15 protein-coding genes and 1 riboswitch are annotated in these 18,012 nt (G+C 59.9%); of the genes, 5 read left to right on the top strand and 10 right to left on the bottom strand.

All coding sequences use genetic code 11. From position 1 onward, the window contains the following. Window positions 1-79 precede the first annotated feature (79 nt). The 8 genes from parC to VF672_RS18345 all read right to left on the bottom strand — a co-directional run bounded on the left by parC (window position 80) and on the right by VF672_RS18345 (window position 8,658). Window positions 80-2,338 carry a DNA topoisomerase IV subunit A gene (gene parC / locus VF672_RS18380; protein ID WP_331105981.1) on the bottom strand — a complete coding sequence of 753 codons (2,259 nt, stop codon included), beginning with the start codon at window positions 2,336-2,338 and terminating at the stop codon, window positions 80-82. 10 nt (window positions 2,339-2,348) lie between these two features. Next, window positions 2,349-2,831, bottom strand: a complete 483-nt coding sequence (locus tag VF672_RS18375) for a retropepsin-like aspartic protease family protein (protein ID WP_414705630.1) — start codon at window positions 2,829-2,831, stop codon at window positions 2,349-2,351. 35 nt (window positions 2,832-2,866) lie between these two features. Next, the gene (locus VF672_RS18370) at window positions 2,867-3,844 is read right to left on the bottom strand and encodes an esterase-like activity of phytase family protein (RefSeq protein WP_331105979.1); all 978 of its coding nucleotides are present in this window, start codon (window positions 3,842-3,844) and stop codon (window positions 2,867-2,869) included. Continuing rightward, window positions 3,844-5,748, bottom strand: a complete 1,905-nt coding sequence (gene parE / locus VF672_RS18365) for a DNA topoisomerase IV subunit B (RefSeq protein ID WP_331105978.1) — start codon at window positions 5,746-5,748, stop codon at window positions 3,844-3,846. Before parE ends, VF672_RS18370 begins: the two co-directional genes overlap by 1 nt. A 101-nt stretch (window positions 5,749-5,849) precedes the next feature. After that, a complete protein-coding gene (locus VF672_RS18360) occupies window positions 5,850-6,467 on the bottom strand; it encodes a YqiA/YcfP family alpha/beta fold hydrolase (protein ID WP_331105977.1) in 618 nt (205 codons plus the stop codon). A gap of 142 nt (window positions 6,468-6,609) precedes the next feature. Beyond that, a complete protein-coding gene (gene cpdA / locus VF672_RS18355; RefSeq protein WP_331105976.1) occupies window positions 6,610-7,419 on the bottom strand; it encodes a 3',5'-cyclic-AMP phosphodiesterase in 810 nt (269 codons plus the stop codon). Window positions 7,420-7,597: 178 nt separating this feature from the next. Next, window positions 7,598-8,050, bottom strand: coding sequence for a DUF1249 domain-containing protein (locus VF672_RS18350; RefSeq protein ID WP_065987826.1), 453 nt, complete (start codon window positions 8,048-8,050; stop codon window positions 7,598-7,600). Then, window positions 8,041-8,658 carry an NUDIX domain-containing protein gene (locus VF672_RS18345; protein ID WP_331105975.1) on the bottom strand — a complete coding sequence of 206 codons (618 nt, stop codon included), beginning with the start codon at window positions 8,656-8,658 and terminating at the stop codon, window positions 8,041-8,043. The genes VF672_RS18350 and VF672_RS18345 overlap by 10 nt, the downstream gene beginning before the upstream one ends. Before the next feature lie 219 nt (window positions 8,659-8,877). Here VF672_RS18345 and VF672_RS18340 point away from each other — a divergent pair, with 219 nt between their 5' ends. The 4 genes from VF672_RS18340 to VF672_RS18325 all read left to right on the top strand — a co-directional run bounded on the left by VF672_RS18340 (window position 8,878) and on the right by VF672_RS18325 (window position 12,554). Further along, window positions 8,878-9,624, top strand: coding sequence for an RsiV family protein (locus VF672_RS18340; protein ID WP_331105974.1), 747 nt, complete (start codon window positions 8,878-8,880; stop codon window positions 9,622-9,624). Window positions 9,625-9,858: 234 nt separating this feature from the next. Further along, window positions 9,859-11,217: a DUF6861 domain-containing protein gene (locus tag VF672_RS18335; RefSeq protein WP_331105973.1), complete on the top strand. Its 1,359-nt coding sequence runs from the start codon at window positions 9,859-9,861 to the stop codon at window positions 11,215-11,217. 8 nt (window positions 11,218-11,225) lie between these two features. Continuing rightward, window positions 11,226-11,852 (top strand): GAD-like domain-containing protein, encoded by a 627-nt coding sequence (locus VF672_RS18330; protein WP_331105972.1) that lies wholly within the window; start codon window positions 11,226-11,228, stop codon window positions 11,850-11,852. Window positions 11,853-11,987: 135 nt separating this feature from the next. After that, the gene (locus VF672_RS18325; RefSeq protein ID WP_331105971.1) at window positions 11,988-12,554 is read left to right on the top strand and encodes a GAD-like domain-containing protein; all 567 of its coding nucleotides are present in this window, start codon (window positions 11,988-11,990) and stop codon (window positions 12,552-12,554) included. Between the two features lie 53 nt (window positions 12,555-12,607). Here the strand turns inward: VF672_RS18325 and cytX are convergent, their stop codons facing one another. Together cytX and thiC are read right to left on the bottom strand one after the other, a co-directional pair. Beyond that, window positions 12,608-13,900, bottom strand: coding sequence for a putative hydroxymethylpyrimidine transporter CytX (cytX, locus tag VF672_RS18320; RefSeq protein ID WP_331105970.1), 1,293 nt, complete (start codon window positions 13,898-13,900; stop codon window positions 12,608-12,610). Between the two features lie 148 nt (window positions 13,901-14,048). Beyond that, window positions 14,049-15,959 carry a phosphomethylpyrimidine synthase ThiC gene (thiC, locus tag VF672_RS18315; protein WP_331105969.1) on the bottom strand — a complete coding sequence of 637 codons (1,911 nt, stop codon included), beginning with the start codon at window positions 15,957-15,959 and terminating at the stop codon, window positions 14,049-14,051. Between the two features lie 170 nt (window positions 15,960-16,129). After that, a riboswitch (TPP riboswitch) is annotated at window positions 16,130-16,234 on the bottom strand. Window positions 16,235-16,416: 182 nt separating this feature from the next. Here thiC and VF672_RS18310 point away from each other — a divergent pair. Continuing rightward, window positions 16,417-17,856 carry a TolC family outer membrane protein gene (locus tag VF672_RS18310; RefSeq protein ID WP_331105968.1) on the top strand — a complete coding sequence of 480 codons (1,440 nt, stop codon included), beginning with the start codon at window positions 16,417-16,419 and terminating at the stop codon, window positions 17,854-17,856. Window positions 17,857-18,012: the final 156 nt, after the last annotated feature.

Here is an 18,012-nt window from a genome sequence, read left to right as displayed (position 1 = left end):
CCGTGAATATGCGCGTTGACTCCAGCGATTCTGCGTCGCTCTCGTGACGAAACGAAGAGCGACCCCCGAACGGACCGCTTTAGCTGGCGCTTTCCACCAACAGTGCATCGACGCGTTGGAATCCGCGCGGCAGCTTGTTGCCGCGTCGTCCGCGCTCGCCCTTGTAGTGCTCCAGATCGTCTGGCTTGAGCGACAGGTTGCGTTTGCCCGCCTGCAGCACCAGCGTGGCGCCATCGGGAATCACCGCCAAATCGGTCACGTACTCTTCCCGACTGGCAACGCGCTCGCCGGGGATGCCGATGATCTTGTTCCCTTTGCCTTTGCCCAGTTGCGGAAGGTCGCTGATCTTGAACACCAGCAAGCGGCCTTCGGTGGTCACAGCAGCCAGCCAGTTATGCTCCCGATCAGGGATCGGACGCGGCAGGATCACCTTCGCGCCAGCCGGCAGACTCAGCAACGCCTTGCCCGCCTTGTTTTTGGCTTGCAGGTCTTCACCCTTGACCACAAAACCGTAGCCGGCGTCGGACGCGACCACATAGAGCGCGTCATCCTCAGGAAGCAGCACGCATTCAAAGGTCGCGGCCGGCGGCGGTGTCAGGCGTCCGGTCAACGGATCGCCCTGGCCTCGGGCGGACGGCAACGTATGCGCCGCCAGCGAATAGCTGCGACCGGTCGAGTCGATGAAGACTGCAAACTGATTGGAGCGCCCCGCTGCCGCGGCCTTGAATCCGTCGCCCGCTTTGTACGATAGCCCGGTCGCGTCGATGTCGTGGCCTTTGGCACAACGCACCCAGCCTTTTTCCGACAGCACCACGGTGACCGGTTCGGTCGGCATCAACTCGTTTTCGGACAGCGCCTTGGCTTCTGCGCGCTCGACGATAGGCGAACGGCGGTTGTCGCCGTAGGTTTCGGCGTCAGCAATCAATTCAGTACGCACCAGCTTGCGCAACTTCGTTTCACTGCCCAGCAGGGCCAGCAACTTGGCTTGTTCCTTGAGCAATTCGTCCTGTTCGCCGCGCAGCTTCATTTCTTCCAGGCGCGCCAATTGACGCAACCGGGTGTCGAGGATGTAGTCGGCCTGAATCTCGGACAGGGCAAAGCGCGCGATCAGCTCTGCTTTAGGATGCTCGGCGGTGCGGATGATGTGGATCACTTCATCCAGGTTCAGATACGCGGTCAGCAAGCCTTCCAACAGGTGCAGGCGACGTTCGACCTTGTCCAGACGAAACTGCAGCCGACGGCGCACGGTGTTGATGCGGAACGTGAGCCATTCCGAGAGCAGCGCCTTCAGGTTCTTGAGCTGCGGCTTGCCGTCCAGACCAATGATGTTGACGTTCACCCGGTAGCTGGATTCCAGCTCCGTGGTGGCAAACAGGTGCTGCATCAGCTCTTCAGGGTCGACACGGTTGGAACGCGGGATGATGACGATACGGCACGGGTGCTCGTGGTCCGACTCGTCACGCAGGTCAGCCACCATCGGCAGCTTCTTGGCCTGCATTTGCGCGGCAATCTGTTCCAGCACCTTGGCACCGGAAACCTGATGCGGCAGCGCAGTCACGACGATGTCGCCGTCCTCAACCCGGTACACCGCACGCATGCGGACAGAGCCACGGCCTGTTTCGTAGATTTTCAGCAGGTCGGCGCGCGGGGTGATGATCTCCGCTTCGGTGGGGTAGTCCGGGCCCTGAATGTGTTCGCACAGCTGCTCGATGGTGGCCTTCGGCTCATCCAGCAGGCGCACGCACGCCGACGCGACTTCCCGCAGGTTGTGCGGCGGCACGTCCGTGGCCATGCCGACGGCAATGCCGGTGGTGCCGTTGAGCAGGATGTTCGGCAGGCGTGCGGGCAAAACAGCGGGCTCGTCCAGCGTGCCGTCGAAGTTCGGCACCCAGTCCGCCGTGCCCTGCCCCAACTCGCTAAGCAGTACTTCGGAATAACGCGACAGACGCGCTTCGGTATACCGCATGGCCGCGAACGATTTGGGATCGTCCGGCGCACCCCAGTTACCTTGACCGTCCACCAATGTGTAGCGATAGCTGAAGGGTTGCGCCATCAGCACCATGGCTTCGTAGCAGGCCGAGTCGCCGTGCGGATGAAACTTGCCGAGCACGTCGCCGACCGTACGCGCCGACTTCTTGTGCTTGGCGTCGGCGTCCAGGCCCAGCTCGCTCATCGCGTAGACGATGCGCCTCTGTACGGGCTTCAGACCGTCGCCGATGTGCGGCAAGGCCCGGTCCATGATCACGTACATGGAGTAGTTGAGATAGGCCTGTTCGGTGAAGTCAGCCAGTGATCGGCGTTCTACGCCATCCAGGCTGAGGTCAAGGGAGTCGCTCATGCGGGCCTCATCATTTTGTCGTCTGGCGCAGCAGCAATGTGCCGCCGCGCTGTGTGAATTCGAGTTGCTTTACGGCGCTCATGCCCAGCAGCACCTGATCACCGTCCAGGCCGGGCACCACCAGGGCACGCACGTTGTTCAGGACGATGTCGCCAATCTGCAACCGTTGCAGCGTGGTCCGGAAGGCATCGGTGCGTCCGTTGGCGGTGCTTACCTGGACGCGCTCGCCGCGCTCAAGGCGCAGTAGCTTCGCGACGCCTTCCGGCACGGCGACATTGGTCGCGCCCGTGTCGAGCATGAACTGCACGGGTCGACTATTGATCTGCCCGGTCATGACGAAATGCCCGTCACGATTGCTCGCCAGTTTCACCTCGACATAGCCATCTCCATGCTCGGAGGCAACGATGGTATTCGGATTTTCCTGCCGCTGCTCCCATTCGCCGAAAAACCGCGTCGCCAGAAACAGCGCCGCCGCCCAGGCGATGATCATCATCACCCGCCCGGCGCGTTTGCCGGGAGGTGCCTGGGTCAAGGCTTGCCGCCCCAGCCACCCTCGGGCGCGGCAAAGCGCCAGACGACGGGACGCTTTTCGCCGTCGGCGCGGGCACCAAAGTTGTTGTCCGTACCCACCCATGCGCCTTTTTCGTCGACGACCAGCGCTTCGGTCAGGCCGTACTTCTGGTCATACAGCCGGTTGGGCTTCAACGCTTCCTTGGCGAACGACCAGCAGGTTTCCAGCTGACCTGTGGCCAGGGTGCGGCGGCAGATTCTGTACGCCGCGCGCTCCAGAGTGAACAGCTTGCCCTTGTACAGCGAGATGTCGGAGAAGTCCTGGGACACTGCCTTGCCACCCAGCTCGGGCGGTAAAATTTCATCACCCGACTCGACTCGCAGGATGCAACTCGCGTCGCATGCCCAGCCCTCCTTGCCAAGCTTCGCCGTCAGCAGCCCGCGCTTGTCACGCTCGGCGGCGAGCCACAATTGATCACCTGCCGGGTTGACTGCGATGCCCTCGAAGATGGCATTGAAATGCTGAAGCATCCCGGCCGCCTGCGCTTGCTCGACGACTTTTCGGGGTAAATCCAGCCAGACAGGCGCGCCTTCAACCGGCACTTTTAGCACTGAGGCGTAGGCTTCGCTCACGAGATAACGATTGCCCGCCGCGTCGCAGCTCACGCCTTCAAAATCCAGGTCGCCGCCACGTATCAGCGCCGAGGCTTTAGCCATCCCGCGCAGGGTCGCAGACAAGCCGCTGTCCGGGATCGGCGGGATTTCCAGCGTCTGCGCTTTGGCTTTCCAGACCGTAGCCTCAGTGTCGAGGCTGTAAAGCAGGGTGTCGTCGCGATCCGAGACGGTCCACAACACACCGTTGCAGGAGGCGAGCCCGGACAGGTTGCCGCCGACCATGTCGTCGACCGGGTGCTCCGACAGCAGCTTGAGCTCCGGCAATGGCGCGGCGAAAACAGGGGTGGCGATCAGTACCAGTGCTGCAAGCCAGCCCCGCATCAAACCAGCACCTCGGCCAGATTGCCTTTGGACTCAAGCCAGCTCTTGCGGTCGCCCGCACGTTTCTTGGCCAGCAGCATGTCCATCATTTCCGACGTAGCGGCGAAGTCATCCAGGGTCAGTTGCACCAGTCGACGGGTGTTCGGGTCCATGGTGGTTTCGCGCAGTTGCGGCGGGTTCATTTCACCCAGACCTTTGAATCGCGTCACCTGCGGCTTGCCGCGTTTCTTCTCGGCCACGAGCCGGTCGAGAATACCGTCGCGCTCGGCTTCGTCCAGTGCGTAGTAGATGTCCTTGCCCAAGTCGATGCGGTACAGGGGCGGCATGGCGACGTAGACATGACCGGCATCCACCAACGGGCGGAAATGCTGGACGAACAAGGCGCACAGCAGTGTCGCGATGTGCAGCCCGTCGGAGTCGGCATCCGCCAGAATGCAGATTTTGCCGTAGCGTAACTGGCTCATGTCCGCAGCACCCGGATCTACACCGATCGCCACGGCAATGTTGTGTACTTCCTGGCTGGCAAGGACTTCACCGCCGTCGACTTCCCACGTGTTCAGAATCTTCCCGCGCAAGGGCAGGATGGCCTGAAATTCCTTGTCACGTGCCTGCTTGGCAGAGCCGCCGGCAGAGTCACCCTCGACCAGAAACAGCTCGGAGCGCATCGGGTCCTGCCCCGCGCAGTCTGCCAGCTTGCCCGGCAGTGCGGGACCTGAGGTGATGCGCTTGCGCTCGACCTTCTTGCTCGCCTTGAGGCGACGACCCGCGTTGCTGATCGCCAGCTCCGCCAGTTGCATGCCCAGTTCGGGGTGCGCGTTGAGCCAAAGACTGAACGCATCCTTGACCACACCGGATACAAAAGCTGCCGCCTCGCGGGATGACAGCCGCTCCTTGGTCTGGCCGGAAAACTGGGGTTCCTGCATTTTCATCGACAGCACGAAAGCGATGCGCTCCCAGACGTCTTCCGGCGCCAGCTTCACGCCACGCGGCAGCAGATTACGGAATTCGCAGAAGTCACGCATCGCATCCAGCAGGCCCTGACGCAGGCCGTTGACGTGGGTGCCGCCCTGGGCGGTAGGGATCAGGTTAACGTAGCTTTCCTGAACGCTGTCGCCGCCTTCGGGCAGCCACAGCAGCGCCCAGTCGACGGCCTCTTTATTGCCCGCGAATACGCCGCAGAACGGCTCATCCGGCAGACGCAGAAAGTCTGCCACCGAATCCTGCAGGTAAGAGCGCAGCCCGTCCTCGTAATGCCACTCGACTTTCTCCCCGGTGCCTTTGTCCTCGAAGCTGACCAGCAGGCCCGGGCACAGCACCGCCTTGGCCTTGAGCACGTGCTTGAGACGGCTGACCGAGAACTTTGGGGTATCGAAGTATTTGGGGTCCGGCGCGAAGTAGACGCTGGTGCCGGTATTGCGCTTGCCGACGGTGCCAATCACGGCCAGTTCGCTGGCCTTGTAGCCGTCGGCGAAGGTCATTTCATATTCGTTGCCATCGCGCTTGACCCGGACCCGTACCTGAGTCGAGAGCGCATTGACCACGGAGATCCCGACGCCGTGCAAGCCGCCGGAGAACTGATAGTTTTTGTTGGAAAACTTGCCGCCGGCATGGAGCTTGGTAAGGATCAGCTCGACGCCCGACACGCCCTCTTCCGGGTGAATGTCCACCGGCATGCCGCGACCGTCGTCGGACACTTCCAGCGAGTTGTCGGCGTGAAGAATGACCTGCACGGATCGGGCGTGGCCAGCCAGCGCTTCGTCGACGCTGTTGTCGATGACTTCCTGCGCCAGGTGATTGGGGCGTGAGGTGTCGGTGTACATGCCCGGCCGTTTGCGGACCGGGTCGAGGCCCGAGAGGACTTCGATGGCGTCTGCGTTATAAGAGCTAGCGCTGGGATTGGCCATGGGGTCTCGTCATCAAGTCGTTCATGAAATTTCGGAGTGGTTCTGTTTAACAAGATTGTTTTACAAGAATGCTCTACATATTGTTGCAGCAATGGCCTGGCTCAGAGCCCACTCAAATCGACGCCCTGCAGCAGCGCGGAGGCGAACCCGGCGAAGCTCAGCAGCGTGGGTATTTTTGCAGCGAAGCTCTGAAAGCCGTGGTCACCGCCTGCTTCGATGCGCAATGCACACGCCCGATAGAAAGTCTGGGCCCGGCGGTAATCCAGCGTCTCGTCGCCTGTTTGCAGCCACACCTGAATACGCTGCGGATCCTGTGGGGCAGGCACTTCCAGCTCGGCCAGTGCCGTCACGTGGTCGTGCGTCAGCTCCCAGCTCTCGCCGGTATAAAGGTTGTGTTGGGTGCCGAGAAAACCATCGAAGAGCTGATGCGGGTTGACCGCCGGATTGATCAGCACAGCTTTGAGGCCGTGGCGTTCAGCCAAGTGAGTCGCATAGTAGCCGCCGAGCGAGCTGCCGACCAGCAGCGGCCGACCGAGTTCCTCGATCGCGCTCTCCAGCTGAGCCAGCGCCTGACGCGGATGATGATGCAACTCAGGCACGCGCAGGCATTCACTCAAACCCAAACGGGTCATCACCGTCGACAGCTGCGTGGCTTTCTGCGACTTGGCCGAGCTGTTCAGGCCATGAATATAAAGAAGCGTCGATTGATGCTCGTTCACGCTGTTGCCTCCCAAACGGCAATCGATGTATCCCGACGAACAGGTCTGCCGGCGCTCATCAGGGCAAAGCCGCGCAGTTTACAGGGTCAACTGCACGATGACTCGCCCGTTGATGAATCGCTGCAAATTAAGGAATTTTCTGTCAGTAGCCCGCGCCGTTGATGTCGACGTCGAACAGGTCGGGGTCGATGCGCGAAACACCGGTTTCGAGCTGCCCGTCCTCATGAAGGCGCAGCCAACGGTAACCAGGGGCAACAGCGTCGAGACCGAAATCGACGCTGTCTGGCGCAAACTGAATGCAGGTCGACGGCGAGGCCAGCAGCCGCAAGCCGTTCACGGTCTGGTCGAACGCCTGATGCACGTGCCCCCATAGCAGCCCGCGCACGTGAGGAAAACGCTCCAGCACTTCAAACAGCGCCTCGGGATTGCGTAACCCGATGGGCGCCATCCACGCAGCGCCGATAGGCACCGGATGATGATGCAAACACACCAGATGATGCCGTTGCGGCGCTTCGCTCAAGGCTTGGGCGAGCAACTGAAGCTGGCCGTCTTGCAGAAAACCGGGAACAGCGCCGGAAACAGCGGAATCGAGAAGGGTAATGCGCCAGTTGCCAATGTCGATGACAGGTTCGAGAAAGTCGCTGTCCTGCGCGGCAATCGACATTTCCCTCGGCTCGTCGTGATTCCCCGGAATCCAGCGCGCGGGCGCATTCAGGCGGTCACTCGCGTCGCGGAACGCCTGATACGACTCGACCGAGCCGTCCTGAGACAAGTCGCCCGTCGCCAGCACCAAGTCGATCGCCGGCTGCTCGATAAGCACACGCTCGACCACCGCATCCAGACTGGCGCGCGTGGGCATGCCCAACAGCGTGCCGTCCGCTTCGGCGAACAGGTGACTGTCGGTGAGTTGAACCACCAACACGGATGAGGATTGAGAGGATGGGCTCGACAATGGCCATCTCCTTGAGCGGATGTGGCCGGATTATGGTGTGAGATCGGTGCGGCGGCAAACCTGGAAATGAGTCGTGGATACCACTTGGAGCATTCGATCAGACTGCGTCAGTGCTTGAGCCGCGATTTGAACACCCTGCCAAGACCGAAGCCCCCGGCAAACATGCCCACCGTAGCGCTCAGCGCACCGCCTCAAACTCATGCCCGCACGCCAGGCAATGGCTCAGCCATTCACCCAGAAACACGTTGAGCTGGGCCTTTTCATCGGGCTGATGCATGTCGGCGTTGGGATAGGGGTAGATGCCCTGAAAGCGACGAGCATGTTCGGCGCCGATGACCTCGGCCATGCGCGCGTCATGGTAGACCTGCACTTCGAGGACAGGCACCGGCAGCCAAGGCAGGCTGTGTTCCTGACGCACTTGCAGGGTGGTGGTGTACGGGCAATCGAGGATGACCTCGACCGCCAGCACGCCCAGCATCTGGTCGCCCTGGGTCACGGCGACCCGGCGCGAGCGTTGCTGGTTGCGCATATCGGGCAACAAACGCATCAAGCGAGCGTAGTTCGCCTCGCAGGCAGCCTGCAGCCCGGCGAGGTCGACACGATAGCGCTCGCGCAGAAGATTCACGACCATAGCCCCCTTACTTCGGCGCGATTGAGCGCCAGCCATTGCATTGCGATGATAGTTGCCGCATTCACGATGCGCCCATCCTTGACGGCTTGCATCGCGTCGTCGAATGACCAGACCGAAACCCGGATGTCCTCGGCCTCTTCTTCCAGCCCGTGCAGCCCGCCTGCCCCGTCGCTGTCGCACTTGCCCAGGTACAGATGCACGAACTCGTTGCTGCCGCCCGGCGATGGAAAGTACTTGGTTATCGGCCAGAGGGCGTTGAACGTCAGCCCAGCTTCCTCCTGTCCCTCACGGTGAGCAACCTCTTCGGGTTCCTCTTTTTTATCGATCAGGCCGGCAACCATTTCAATCAGCCAGGGGTTGTCATGCTTGCCGATGACGCCGACGCGGAACTGCTCGATGAGCACGACTTCATCGCGTTTGGCGTCGTAGGGCAGCACACAGACCGCATCATGGCGAACGAACAGCTCGCGCTTGATTTCCGGGCTCATGCCGCCATCGAACAATTCGTGGCGCAGTTGAAGACGGTCGAGTTGGTAAAACCCTTTGAAGCAGGTTTCGCGGTGTGTGATTTCGTGCTTCGTCGGTGTGGATCTGTTGCTATCCGTCATACATTTCTCACTGCTTGAGCGCTGTGTTCGGCCCATCCTAACGCGCTGTGGTGCGGGATGCAGCCCTTTGAGTTCGTAAAGCCAGCTGCCAGAATAGACGGCTGGCGGTGAAAGCACTCTAATCGGCCCGATGGCGAACTGATTGCGCCACCTACAGTCGAAGGACGTTGCCGTTACCTGCGACGTGACGCCCCTTTTATGTCGATGCCAAGGATCAACATGTCTTTTCTGAAGATCATTTCACTGGCCTGCGTGGCCCTGATTTTGGGCGCCTGCCAAAGCCTGTTTCAACCTAACCTGCGCAGTCCGCTGACCGTTCAGCGTGACGCCTCCGAGCTGATCAAGCCCGGCTGCACGACCGATGATTGCCCGCTGGTGAACATCGACACGGTGCATTTCCCCGATGAGCCGAAACTGGAAGGGATCGTCCAGCGCACATTGCTGCAATTGACCCGCAGCGACAGCGACGGCCCGGTACCGCCAACGCTGAAAGCGTATCAGGAGCAATACCTGAGCCGGGCGCCGGCGCGCAACAGCAGCTACTTGCAGGCCAAAGTACGTGAGCAGCATGACGGAATCGTGGTCGTCGAGCTGTCCAGCTACGTTGATTCCGGCACTGGCCAGGGTAATCCCGGCCGCGCATTCATCAACTATTCCCGCCAGCAGCAGCGCGTGCTGACACTCGCCGACATGCTGATCCCGGGTCAGGAGGCTGCATTCTGGGACAAAGCCCGTCTGGCTCATCAGGCCTGGCTGATCAGCAGCAAGCTGGACAAGGACACCGAGTTCCAGAACATGTGGGCGTTCAAGCAAACTTCCAACGTCGCCCTGACGTACGGTGCCGTGATCCTCAAATACCCGGTTTCGACCATCGCGCCCTATGCCATGGGCCACATCGAACTGAAGATCCCGTATCCACAGTTGAACGGCATTATCAAGCCTGAGCTGTTCCCTGGCCGGAGCTGATCGCCTGAACCTAAGCCGGTTGCTGAGAAAGCGCCGGCTTGGCTCGTAATATTCCCTCCTCCAATATCCCCCTTCCTGTATTCAGTTCCTACATACATCTTCATACACACCTTCCAAACTTTAAACATTAACACCCTCAAACTTCCGCCCTTATTAAACTCCTTGTTTATTGACGCTTCACTGGCTTAATCATTAAGTTCCGCCCTGAACTTTTTAGGACAGTCAGGAAACGGGATGCGCTTATGGAATGTCCTGCCGTCATGGTTTGAAATTGAAGATCGATTGAGGCTTGAAGTTCAAAGCAGCGGCCTAGGTGACTTTCGAAGTTACCTGAATGAACAGGCGCCCTCTGTCGAACTTGTTCTGCGTCGGGTCGATAACATCAGAACCGCGTTTTACCGCGCCGAATTCGAAGCCAGTTCGTTGCTGCGGCAGCGATTCGCAGACATCGACATATCCGACGTGCTCTTTGATCTGATGGGCGTCGTCGGCGACATGGCCATGATCATTGCGGGGAGCGTCCTGGCCGGTGGCGCGTTGGGTGCGGGGGTGGGCGCCCTGGCGGGTGGCATAGGCGCGGGACCCGGCGCGTTCGCGGGTATGGCTGTCGGGTTGCAAGCCAGCAGCTGGATTCTGGGCGTGCTGGGGCTGGCGTCGGTCGCCGAGTTTTTCGTGAAAGGATTGCCCGCGCTCCTGGAACATTATGTGCGCGGTATCCAGGTCGCTTGGGACGGGGCCAGAGGCAACGATGGGCTAAACCCGATTTCACAGGACGCCCCGTGGGTTGTCGACCAAGCAGCACACCACATCGCCCGCGGGCATACGGAAGTGGTGATCCTGCTGCTTGGCGCCGTCGTTGAGTATTTGACCCGAGGGCGCGGCAACATGGCGCTACTGGCCGGCCAGATGCGCGCCAGCGCCAAAGGCGCGCGGCTGGCACAGTGGATGCTCAAGCATGAAGAGGGCCTTAAAGGGCGGCCTGATCTACAGCCTGCCGGGGCTCGAACGGGTAGCTCGCTCACACCGGAGCCTAAGCCCGACAGCTCTCGGGAAACCGATCGCCCCGGTGGCAAAAAACCGTTGGGCATGCGGGAATACAAGGTGCCATGCTTTAACGCGAGCAACATGCACTACAGCAAAATCCCGGAGTTCGATAGGCAACTGGGCGGACAGGAAAAAGGGTTGAATGATTTGACCGTGGATGAATATTTGCGGGGGCGAGAGGCGTTCAAGGCCGGGGATAAGGTTAGGGATCCGAGGGTGGGGAAACAGGCGCGCATGCAACTGAGTGACAGGCTTATAGACGATCTGATGAACGAGCTGAGAGCTCAAGGAATGCCCCTCGAACAAGCAAGCAGCGAAGCAGAGAGACTGGCCAAAGAAAAAATGCGCACGCTAGCAGCTCTTCACAACCCGGATTTGTTCGCAGGTGGAAAGGACGTCATATCGGACTTCGGAGATAGGGGAGTAAATTCAAGTATCGGAGCCCAGTGGCGTGGTCGCATAGACAGATTAGACCAAGCTGTGATGAGTGTTAGCGCGGCGAATCGACACACTATTAAAGTAAACGCGACGCTAATTCGCTGTAAATAGGAGGTCATATGGAAGATTACTTTGCTTACTTTCTAAAAAGAATGGGACCCTCTACCCACCGAAGAGAAGTGCCTCCCTCTACCGTTGAAAAATACAAAAACAAACTTCCATCAATGTTGATTTCTCATTGGGCAAGGTACGGTTGGAGCGGTTACGGTGACGGCATATTCTGGACGGTTAACCCTTCCGAGTACGCTACGCTGATCGCCGATTGGCTGGAGCATTCGGGTATTGAAGAGCCTTGTACATTTCACGTTATCGCGAGAAGCGCTTTTGGTGACTTGTATTTGTGGCAAGAGAAGACAGGGAGCCGACTGACGATTTGCGCAGCGTACGCACGTTATTTGTATAGCAAAGCTAATTCGCAAACTCGCGACCCAGACATCAGCGTGGAATCCTTCTTCGCGGCAAAAAAGCCAGAGAACAACGATTTTGAAGGGCTTTTCCAGGGGGCACTGAAAACACTTGGTCCACTACAACCCGACGAAATGTACGGCTTCGTACCCGCCCTCGCACTTGGCGGTCCAGCCGATCTGAAGCATCTGCAGAAGCTGAAAACCATTGAGCACCTGACGTTTCTGTCACAACTCGCGCTGCTGACGGACTGGGGATTCCCGGACCTCGACTCGCTCTGACTGATCTCAGGAAGCATTACTTGGTGAGACGGCAACAAGAGCAGGTGGGGACGAGTAATAAAGGAGAGGTCGAATGGAAGAATATTACGAGTATTTCCTCGAGAAGCTGGGGCCAGCTACGGGGCAGAGAGAGAGGTGCCTCTCTATTCGCTGAACGAGTACGCAGAGAAGCTCCCCGAACAGCTACTGAAACAGTGGAGCGAATATGGCTGGAGTGGCTATGCCGAGGGGCTTTTCTGGACCGTTAATCCTGCTGAGTACCAGGAACTGGTTCGGGCATGGCTGGATGATTCGGGAATACCCGATTCCGGTTTTTATCACACGATCGCCAGAAGTGCTTTCGGCGACCTTTATCTTTGGCATGAAAAAACAGGGAATTGGCTGGACGTAACGGCCCCTTACGCACGCTTTCACAAAACCAAAGAGGTAGTGCGAAGCGATGAGTTCGACGACGAAATCGCGCTATTTTTTGCAAGTCGAGATCGGGAGTCCAACGATCTTGAAGACCTATTCCAACAAGCTCAAAAAGAACTCGGGCCACTGGAGCCCGACGAAATGTACGGCTTCGTCCCAGCGCTCGCCCTCGGCGGCCCGGTCGATCTAAAGCATCTACAGAAGGTCAAGACAATCGAGCACCTGACTTTCCTGTCCCAGCTCGCACCGCTGACCGATTGGGGATTCCCGGACCTCGACTCGCTTTGAGTCGCCCGCCGGCATTGAGCCTGGTTTTTCTGTTCCAGGCCCGGCCCGCTGAGTTAATGCCGCACATCAGCCTCAAACGCAGGCGCCCGTCCGCGCGCCAACACCCATTGCAACGCACCCGCAACGACGAGCGCTGGCAGCGTTGCACCGATGTCCGGATACAGGTTCGCCAACAGATGGTAGGTGAGGATCCCGCCGATCCACGCCACTATCGTCATCCAGCGCAAGCCGGTCATCGCGACGCCGTGGCGCCGGCGGCGCAGGATGAAGTGGTCCACCAGCACCACGCCGAACAAGGGCGCGAACACCGAGCCGATCAGCAGCAGGAAGTTCTGGTATTGGGCGAGCGGCGCGAAGCAGGCTATGAGTGTGCAGATGACGCCAATAGCCAGCGCCAGGTGCTCGACTTTGGCTTTCAGCAGGATCCCGCTCGACACTGCAGCGGAGTGGATGTCAGCGAAGGCGTTTTCCGATTCGTCCAGCAGGATGAGCAGCAGCGGAATACCCATCCCCGCGCCAGCCAAAGCCAGCAACAGTGCGTTGGCTTCCCCGCTCGGCGCGAAGGCCAGGGTGTACGCCACCCCAAGAGACATCAGCCAGAAGTTACCGATGAAGAAACCCAGCACTGTGCCGCCGAACACGCCAGTGGCACGTTTGCCGAATCGGGAATAGTCGGCAATCAGCGGCAGCCACGACAGCGGCATGGCGATGGCAATGTCGAAGCCGACGGCGAACGGCATCGAGCCATCTCCCGCGCGCGCCCAAAGGACGGGCAAATCGGCCTTGCTGAACAGGTTGAAGGTGAGCCAGGCGCAGGCGGCCAGAAGCAGCCAGATGCCCCATTTGCGCAGGATTTGCCTGACGAACGTCAGAGGACCGCTGACTGCCAGCAGCGTGGCGAGGGCGCCGAATACGATTGTCCAGAGCATCGGACTGGCCCAGAGGCTGCCCTCTGAGAAAGCGCCCGCGCCCAGCAGGCTGGCGGCGTCGCGCATGACGATGATCTCGAACGAACCCCAGCCCACCAGTTGCAGCAGATTAAGAATCGCCGGAACGGCCGCGCCTTTGCCGCCCAGGCTGAGCTTGAGCGCGGCCATTGAAGACAGCCCGGTGTCGCTGCCAATGACGCCGACAGCAGCGAGCAGCAAAACGCCGACCACTGTGCCGAGCAGGATCGCCAGCATCGAACCGGACATGCCCAGCCCCGGCGCGAGCAATGCGCCGGTCTGCAGGACCATGAGGCCGATGCCGAGGGAAAACCACAGAGAGAACAGATCGCGCCCGCCAAAAACCCGCTTGGCGGCAGGTATGGGGGCGTCGGGTGAATAGGTGCCGGGAGTGTTCACATCGTTGTCTCGAAGATGTTCATAATTGATCGTTCCCACGCTCTGCATGGGCATGCATACCTGGACGCTGCGCCCTGATTGACGCAGAGCGTCAGAGGCGGCATTACCACGCGGAGCGTGGGAACGATCACAACTTGCCGCTTGCCGCTCAGACTTTTTTATAAAGCTGGCTGCCTTCCTGCCTGAACCGCTGCGCCTGTTCGCGCATGCCTTGATCCACGGACACGTCCACCGCGTTGATCTTCTGGTTGGCGGCGTATTCGCGGACTTCCTGGGTGATTTTCATCGAGCAGAATTTCGGGCCGCACATGGAGCAGAAATGCGCGACCTTGGCCGAGTCTTTGGGCAAGGTCTCATCGTGGTAGGCGCGCGCAGTGTCCGGATCCAGCCCGAGGTTGAACTGGTCTTCCCAGCGAAATTCAAACCGCGCCTTGCTCAGCGCATTGTCCCGAATCTGCGCGCCCGGATGACCTTTCGCGAGGTCCGCGGCGTGGGCGGCGATCTTGTAAGTAATGATCCCGGTCTTCACGTCGTCCTTGTTCGGCAATCCCAAGTGCTCCTTGGGGGTGACGTAGCAAAGCATCGCGCAGCCGAACCAGCCGATCATGGCCGCGCCAATGCCTGACGTGATGTGGTCGTAACCCGGTGCGATGTCGGTGGTCAGTGGGCCGAGGGTGTAGAACGGCGCCTCGTCGCAGCACTCAAGCTGCTTGTCCATGTTCTCCTTGATCAACTGCATCGGCACATGGCCGGGGCCTTCGATCATGCATTGCACGTCGTGCTTCCAGGCGATTTTGGTCAGCTCGCCGAGGGTCTCAAGCTCACCGAACTGCGCTTCGTCGTTGGCATCGGCGATCGAACCCGGACGCAAGCCATCGCCCAGCGAGAAGCTGACGTCATAGGCCTTCATGATTTCGCAGATGTCGTCGAAGTGGGTGTAGAGGAAGTTCTCCTTGTGATGAGCCAGGCACCACTTGGCCATGATCGAGCCGCCACGGCTGACGATCCCGGTCACCCGTTTGGCAGTCAGCGGTACATATCGCAGCAGCACACCGGCGTGAATGGTGAAGTAGTCGACGCCCTGCTCCGCCTGCTCGATCAACGTGTCGCGGAACAACTCCCACGTCAGGTCTTCGGCCGCGCCACCGACCTTTTCCAGCGCCTGATAAATCGGCACGGTGCCGATGGGCACTGGCGAATTGCGGATGATCCACTCGCGGGTTTCATGAATGTGCTTGCCGGTGGACAGGTCCATGACCGTGTCCGACCCCCAACGAATGCCCCACGTCAGTTTCGCCACTTCTTCTTCGATGGACGAACCCAGCGCGCTGTTGCCAATGTTGCCGTTGATCTTCACGAGAAAGTTGCGCCCGATGATCATCGGTTCGAGCTCAACGTGGTTGATGTTGGCAGGAATGATCGCGCGACCGCGGGCGATTTCCTCGCGCACGAACTCGGGCGTGATCTCTTTCGGAATGCTCGCACCGAAGCTGTGGCCGGGATGCTGTTGCGTGAGCAGGCCGGCAGCACGGGCTTCCTGCAGCTTCATGTTCTCCCGGATGGCGACGTATTCCATCTCCGCAGTGATGATGCCCTGCCGCGCGTAGTGCATCTGGCTGACGTTGGCGCCCGCCTTGGCCCTGCGCGGATTGCGCACGTGGGCGAATCGCAGCCGGGTCAGCTCGGCATCGGCGAGGCGCTGCTGGCCGAAGTTCGAGGTGAGCCCTGGCAGGCGTTCGGTGTCGGCGCGGAACTCGATCCACGGCGAACGCACGTCAGCCAGCCCTTTGCGCACGTCGATGATGACGTTGGGGTCGGTGTAAGGGCCGGAGGTGTCGTACACGCAAACCGGCGCGTTGATCTCGCCGCCACTCTTCGTTCCAGAAGCTGCGGAGAACTCGGTCGGCGTGACGTCCAGACTGATCTCGCGCATGGGCACGCGAATGTCCGGGCGCGAGCCCTGAACGTAGATTTTCTGCGAGCGGGTGAACGGTTGAACCGACCCCGAATCGACTTGGGCGGATTCACTCAGATTGGCGTTTTTTAGTGTTGTACTCATCACGGGCTCTCCAGACATCATCCAGCGGCGGAATGAATTGTCGGAGCTTGAGCCTGATGAAGACGGACGGAGGCACCCTGAGACGGCATGGATGCTGAGAATCGAATGGCGTTGACTGTTCAGAAAATGAACAAAGACGACCCCGGACGACACTCAAGAGGACTCGCCGGGAGACGAGAAATCTTGTTCCCTACGCAGGCGCTAACCTGATCAGGTTCAACGGGATCCGGATTATCCGATCTCAGCCTCATATCAAGGCACCCCGACAAGAACGGCGTCAGTCTAGTCGCGGCGCAGGCCGAACGCCAAGCGCGAAATTCAAACGCGCGTTAAATGGCTGATTTGCCCGATTGTTGTCCCTACCCGCTGGAACTACACTCGCTACGCGTCGCCAAAGCCATCTGGATCAGACGCAACGTCAACGTTTCAATACCGCTTGAATTACTAGGGAATGTCTATGCTGCGCAAACTTTCACTGGCCATTGCCGTGTCGTGTGCTTTGAGTGCGATGGCTGGGGCAGCAGACATGCCGCTGCCAACCAGGACCGGGTTGGTCAGCGTGTATCAGGAAGCCGTCAACAATAACGCCGATCTTGCGGCGGCCCGCGCCAGCTATGACGCGCAGAAGGAAATCGTGCCTCAGGCACGGGCCGGCCTGCTGCCCAACATCTCAGGTGGCGCCGACATCAATGACACTCGCACCTCGATTGACCAACCCTCCGCCGTTATCAGCCGCAGCGGGACAGTCTACCGCGCGACCTTGAGTCAGCCGATCTTCCGCGCTGACCGCTGGTTCCAGTTGAAGGCCGCGAAGGACGTCAACGAGCAGGCGATCCTGCAGCTCTCGGCCACTGAGCAAAATCTGATTCTGCAAAGTGCTGAAGATTATTTCGCGGTGCTGCGTGCGCAAGACAACCTGGCCTCGACCAAGGCGGAAGAAGCGGCGTTCAAACGCCAACTCGATCAGGCCAACGAACGCTTCGACGTCGGCCTGTCAGACAAGACCGATGTGCTTCAGGCACAGGCCAGCTATGACACGGCGCGGGCTGCGCGGATCGTTGCCAAGCGCCAGGTGGACGACGCCTTTCAGGCGCTGATCACCCTGACCAACCGCGATTACAATTCCATCGAAGGCATCGTGCACACCCTGCCGGTGCTCGCGCCGACGCCCAATGACGCGAAAGCCTGGGTCGACACCGCGACGCAGCAGAACCTCAATTTGCTGGCCAGCAATTACGCCGTCAGCGCTGCAGAAGAGACCCTGCGTCAGCGCAAGGCAGGGCATGCGCCTACTGTGGACGCAGTGGCGCAGTACGAGAAAGGCGACAACGATCCGCTGGGCTTCACTAACCCCAACTACACCGGTCAGAGTTTTCACGGCAGCGTCGAGCAACGCACCATCGGCCTGCAAGTGAACATCCCGATTTACAGTGGCGGGCTCACCAGTTCACAGGTACGCGAAGCTTACGCCCGCCTCGGCCAAAGCGAGCAGCAACGTGAAGGTCTGCGTCGGCAAGTGGTGGAAAACACCCGCAACCTGCACCGCGCGGTGAACACCGATGTCGAGCAGGTGCAGGCACGCAAACAGTCGATCATCTCCAATCAAAGCGCGCTGGAAGCGACTGAAATCGGCTATCAGGTCGGGACGCGCAACATCGTCGACGTGCTTGATGCACAGCGCCAGCTGTACGCATCGGTGCGCGACTACAACAACACCCGCTATGACTACATCCTCGACAACCTGCGTCTTAAACAAGCGGCCGGCACGCTGAGCCCGGGGGATTTGCAGGACCTGTCGCGCTTCCTGAAAGCCGATTACAACCCTGACAAAGACTTCCTGCCGCCGGATCTGGCGAAAGAGGCGGCGAAGAACTTCGAGCGGCCGACCGAGCGGTAAATAGGGGTTTAGCTGCGGGAGGCTGGCCGGCGTCCAGACGCGCATTGTCGCGTTGCAAGCTCATTTTCTGTGGGACTGAGCTTGCTCAGGAAGACGGCATTTCAGGCGATAGAGATTTAGCGACTGTAGCGGCATCTTCCCGAGCAAGCTCGGTCC

The organism is Pseudomonas sp., assembly GCF_036387035.1.
Lineage (GTDB): Bacteria > Pseudomonadota > Gammaproteobacteria > Pseudomonadales > Pseudomonadaceae > Aquipseudomonas.
This window is presented reverse-complemented; position numbering and strand designations above follow the sequence as displayed.

Bases quoted from the DNA above. Each gene is read 5' to 3' on its own strand.
- parC (WP_331105981.1), bottom strand. From the start codon at position 2,338: ATGAGCGACTCCCTTGACCTCAGCCTGGATGGCGTAGAACGCCGATCA.
- VF672_RS18375 (WP_414705630.1), bottom strand. From the start codon at position 2,831: ATGATGATCATCGCCTGGGCGGCGGCGCTGTTTCTGGCGACGCGGTTT.
- VF672_RS18370 (WP_331105979.1), bottom strand. From the start codon at position 3,844: ATGCGGGGCTGGCTTGCAGCACTGGTACTGATCGCCACCCCTGTTTTC.
- parE (WP_331105978.1), bottom strand. From the start codon at position 5,748: ATGGCCAATCCCAGCGCTAGCTCTTATAACGCAGACGCCATCGAAGTC.
- VF672_RS18350 (WP_065987826.1), bottom strand. From the start codon at position 8,050: ATGGTCGTGAATCTTCTGCGCGAGCGCTATCGTGTCGACCTCGCCGGG.
- VF672_RS18345 (WP_331105975.1), bottom strand. From the start codon at position 8,658: ATGACGGATAGCAACAGATCCACACCGACGAAGCACGAAATCACACAC.
- VF672_RS18340 (WP_331105974.1), top strand. From the start codon at position 8,878: ATGTCTTTTCTGAAGATCATTTCACTGGCCTGCGTGGCCCTGATTTTG.
- VF672_RS18335 (WP_331105973.1), top strand. From the start codon at position 9,859: ATGCGCTTATGGAATGTCCTGCCGTCATGGTTTGAAATTGAAGATCGA.
- VF672_RS18330 (WP_331105972.1), top strand. From the start codon at position 11,226: ATGGAAGATTACTTTGCTTACTTTCTAAAAAGAATGGGACCCTCTACC.
- thiC (WP_331105969.1), bottom strand. From the start codon at position 15,959: ATGAGTACAACACTAAAAAACGCCAATCTGAGTGAATCCGCCCAAGTC.
- VF672_RS18310 (WP_331105968.1), top strand. From the start codon at position 16,417: ATGCTGCGCAAACTTTCACTGGCCATTGCCGTGTCGTGTGCTTTGAGT.